The sequence below is a fragment of the Micromonospora sp. DT15 genome (assembly GCF_049841475.1).
Classification (GTDB): domain Bacteria; phylum Actinomycetota; class Actinomycetes; order Mycobacteriales; family Micromonosporaceae; genus Micromonospora.
The window spans coordinates 173,394-177,507 of the sequence record NZ_JBNCKJ010000005.1; the positions used below are offsets into that span (position 1 = coordinate 173,394).

Here is a 4,114-nt window from a genome sequence, read left to right on the forward strand (position 1 = left end):
CACCCACCCCACAACCACCCTCCCCCCTCGCGGTCCGGGGCCCCCCCTCCGCGCGGGGGGGGGGGGTTCCCCCACCCCGACCCCCCCCCGCCGTATTTGTGGGTCCGGCTGCGACCGGTCCTGAGCTGGGCTCCGACCGTGGGTACCCTTGACCCGAACGAGCGTGGCGGGTCGCCCTCCAGTGGGAAACAAGGGACAACCCGGATACCGGCCCTTGACGCGGCCCGGGGCTGCCAGGCACGCTGACACCAGCAAGACACCGCGCTTGCGACGGCCACGACGTGGGTATGACAGCGACGGCACCATCGGCCGCTGTAACCCGAGCGGCCCAGTGGGGAGTTGCGTTCTGAGCGGCCCGGCAGACCCCGGTTGACGGGGGCCGAGGCGCGCTCCGCAAACAACCTGCGGGGTGGGCTGGACAGCGGTTAGCCTCTCGGCTACACTGCTAGTTTGCGCTGCCTTCCGACTTGACCCCTGCTCGGAAATGTCCGTTTACGGATATTTCTGGTGGGGTCATTGGAGTGCACGCGTACCAGCCGTTCTGCAGCACCGGTCCTCGGAAGGACGCATCTTGGCAGCTTCCCGCCCTGCGAAGACCAGTCGTACGTCGAGCGCATTCGCTCCCCGCCGAGTTTCATTCGGCAGGATCACCGAACACCTCGAGGTCCCCAACCTCCTTGCCATTCAGAACGAGTCCTTCGACTGGCTCGTCGGCAACGAGGCTTGGCAGGGCCGGTCGGCGGACGACCCGCACGCACGATCGGGTCTCGCGGAGATCCTTGAAGAGATCAGTCCCATTGAGGACTTCTCCGGCACCATGTCGCTCTCCTTCTCAGCGCCGCGCTTCGACGAGGTCAAGGCCTCGATCGAGGAGTGCAAGGAGAAGGACCTGACCTACTGCGCTCCGCTCTTCGTGACCGCGGAGTTCACCAACAACACCACTGGCGAGATCAAGAGCCAGACGGTGTTCATGGGTGACTTCCCGATGATGACGCCCAAGGGCACCTTCGTCATCAACGGCACCGAGCGCGTCGTGGTCAGCCAGCTCGTCCGGTCTCCGGGCGTGTACTTCGACAAGCAGCCGGACAAGACCTCCGACCGCGACCTCTCCAGCGTCAAGGTCATCCCGAGTCGGGGTGCCTGGCTGGAGTTCGACATCGATAAGCGCGACACGGTCGGTGTGCGCATCGACCGTAAGCGTCGGCAGGCCGTCACCGTCCTGCTCAAGGCCATCGGATGGTCGGCCGAGCGAATTCGTGAGAAGTTCGGCTGGTCCGAGCTGATGATGACCACGCTCGAGAAGGACCACATCGCCGGCGCCGACGAGGCTCTGCTCGACATCTACCGCAAGCTGCGCCCTGGCGAGCCGCCGACGCGCGAGAACGCCCAGACCCTGCTCGACAACCTCTTCTTCAACCCGAAGAGGTACGACGTCGCCAAGGTCGGGCGCTACAAGTTCAACAAGAAGCTGGAAGTCGACGTGCCGATCACCACCGGCACGCTGACCGAGGACGACATCGTCGCCACCGTGGAGTACCTGTGCCGGCTGCACGCCGGTGAGGACGGCTACGAGGCCGACGACATCGACCACTTCGGCAACCGGCGCCTCCGTACCGTGGGTGAGCTGATCCAGAACCAGGTTCGGGTCGGCCTGTCCCGGATGGAGCGGGTCGTCCGCGAGCGGATGACCACGCAGGACGTCGAGGCGATCACCCCGCAGACCCTGATCAACATCCGCCCGGTGGTGGCGGCGATCAAGGAGTTCTTCGGGACGTCCCAGCTGTCCCAGTTCATGGACCAGACCAACCCGCTGGCGGGCCTGACCCACCGGCGTCGGCTGAGCGCGCTCGGCCCGGGTGGTCTGTCCCGGGAGCGGGCCGGCTTCGAGGTCCGCGACGTGCACCCGTCCCACTACGGCCGGATGTGCCCGATCGAGACGCCGGAAGGCCCGAACATCGGCCTGATCGGCGCGCTGTCCACCTTCGCCCGGGTCAACCCGTTCGGCTTCATCGAGACGCCGTACCGGAAGGTCGTCGAGGGTCGGGTCACCGACCAGATCGACTACCTGACCGCGGACGAGGAGGACCGGTTCGTCAAGGCCCAGGCCAACGCGCGCCTGAAGGCTGACGGCACGTTCGCCGAGGACCGGGTGCTCTGCCGTCGTAAGGGCGGCGAGACCGAGGACGTCGTCCCCGGCGCCGTCGACTACATGGACGTCTCGCCCCGGCAGATGACCTCGGTCGCGACCGCCATGATCCCGTTCCTCGAGCACGACGACGCCAACCGGGCACTGATGGGCGCGAACATGCAGCGCCAGGCGGTGCCGCTGGTCAAGGCCGAGGCGCCGCTCGTGGGTACGGGCATGGAGTACCGGGCCGCTGTCGACGCTGGCGACGTGGTGGTCGCCGAGGTCGGCGGTGTGATCGAGGATCTCTGCGCCGACTACGTCACCATCCACCAGGATGACGGCCACCGCCGGACGTACCTGCTGCACAAGTTCCGCCGCTCCAACGCCGGCTCCTGCGTCAACCAGAAGCCGGTCGTCTTCGAGGGCGACCGCGTCGAGGCCGGTCAGGTCATCGCCGACGGTCCGTGCACCGACGAGGGCGAGATGGCACTCGGACGCAACCTGCTGGTGGCGTTCATGTGCTGGGAGGGCCACAACTACGAGGACGCGATCATCCTGTCGCAGCGCCTCGTGCAGCAGGACGTGCTCACCTCGATCCACATCGAGGAGCACGAGGTCGACGCTCGGGACACCAAGCTCGGCCCGGAGGAGATCACCCGCGACATCCCGAACGTCAGCGAGGAAATGCTCGCTGACCTCGACGAGCGCGGCATCATCCGGATCGGCGCCGAGGTAGTCCCCGGTGACATCCTGGTCGGCAAGGTCACGCCCAAGGGTGAGACCGAGCTGACCCCGGAGGAGCGCCTGCTCCGCGCGATCTTCGGTGAGAAGGCGCGTGAGGTTCGGGACACCTCGCTGAAGGTGCCGCACGGCGAGACCGGCACGGTCATCGGTGTGCGCACGTTCTCCCGCGAGGACGGCGACGAGTTGCCGCCGGGCGTCAACGAGCTGGTCCGGGTCTACGTCGCCCAGAAGCGCAAGATCCAGGACGGCGACAAGCTCGCCGGCCGGCACGGCAACAAGGGCGTCATCTCGAAGATCCTGCCGGTCGAGGACATGCCGTTCCTCGAGGACGGCACCCCGGTCGACATCGTGCTCAACCCGCTCGGTGTGCCGAGCCGGATGAACATCGGCCAGGTGCTGGAGACCCACCTCGGTTGGGTCGCCAAGACCGGTTGGAAGGTCGAGGGCGACGACGCCGAGTGGAAGCGCCAGCTCCGCTCGATCGACGCGCACGAGTCCGAGGGTGACACCAACGTGGCCACCCCGGTCTTCGACGGTGCCCGCGAGGAGGAGATCTCCGGTCTGCTCGAGTCGACCCTGCCCAACCGGGACGGCAAGCAGCTGATCGGTCGTACCGGCAAGGCGCAGCTCTTCGACGGTCGTTCCGGTGAGCCTCTGCCGGACCCGATCGCGGTCGGCTACGTCTACATCCTGAAGCTCAACCACCTGGTCGACGACAAGATCCACGCTCGCTCGACCGGCCCGTACTCGATGATCACGCAGCAGCCGCTGGGTGGTAAGGCGCAGTTCGGTGGTCAGCGTTTCGGTGAGATGGAGTGCTGGGCGATGCAGGCGTACGGCGCTGCCTACGCCCTGCAGGAGCTACTCACGATCAAGTCCGACGACGTGCTCGGCCGAGTGAAGGTCTACGAGGCCATCGTCAAGGGCGAGAACATCCCGGAGCCGGGCATCCCGGAGTCGTTCAAGGTGCTGCTCAAGGAGCTGCAGTCGCTGTGCCTCAACGTTGAGGTGCTCTCCAGCGACGGTGTGGCCCTGGAAATGCGCGAGACCGACGACGAGGTGTTCCGGGCCGCTGAGGAGCTGGGCATCGACCTGTCCCGGCGCGAGCCGAGCTCGGTCGAAGAGGTCTGAGGTGAGCGGTCGGGGGGGGGGGGGGCGGGGCCCCCCCCCCCCCCCCCCCCAAAAAAAAAAAAAAAAACAAAAAAAACAAAAAAAAAAAAAAAAAAAAAAAAAAAACCGAAA

Annotated in this window: 1 protein-coding gene; it reads left to right on the plus strand. The window is 66.2% G+C overall.

Going from position 1 to position 4,114, the window contains the following annotated elements:
- The first annotated feature begins 571 nt into the window (after positions 1–571).
- On the plus strand, positions 572–4,003 hold the full coding sequence (locus tag ACLQ3F_RS13270) for a DNA-directed RNA polymerase subunit beta (protein WP_357126527.1): 3,432 nt from the start codon (positions 572–574) through the stop codon (positions 4,001–4,003).
- Positions 4,004–4,114: the final 111 nt, after the last annotated feature.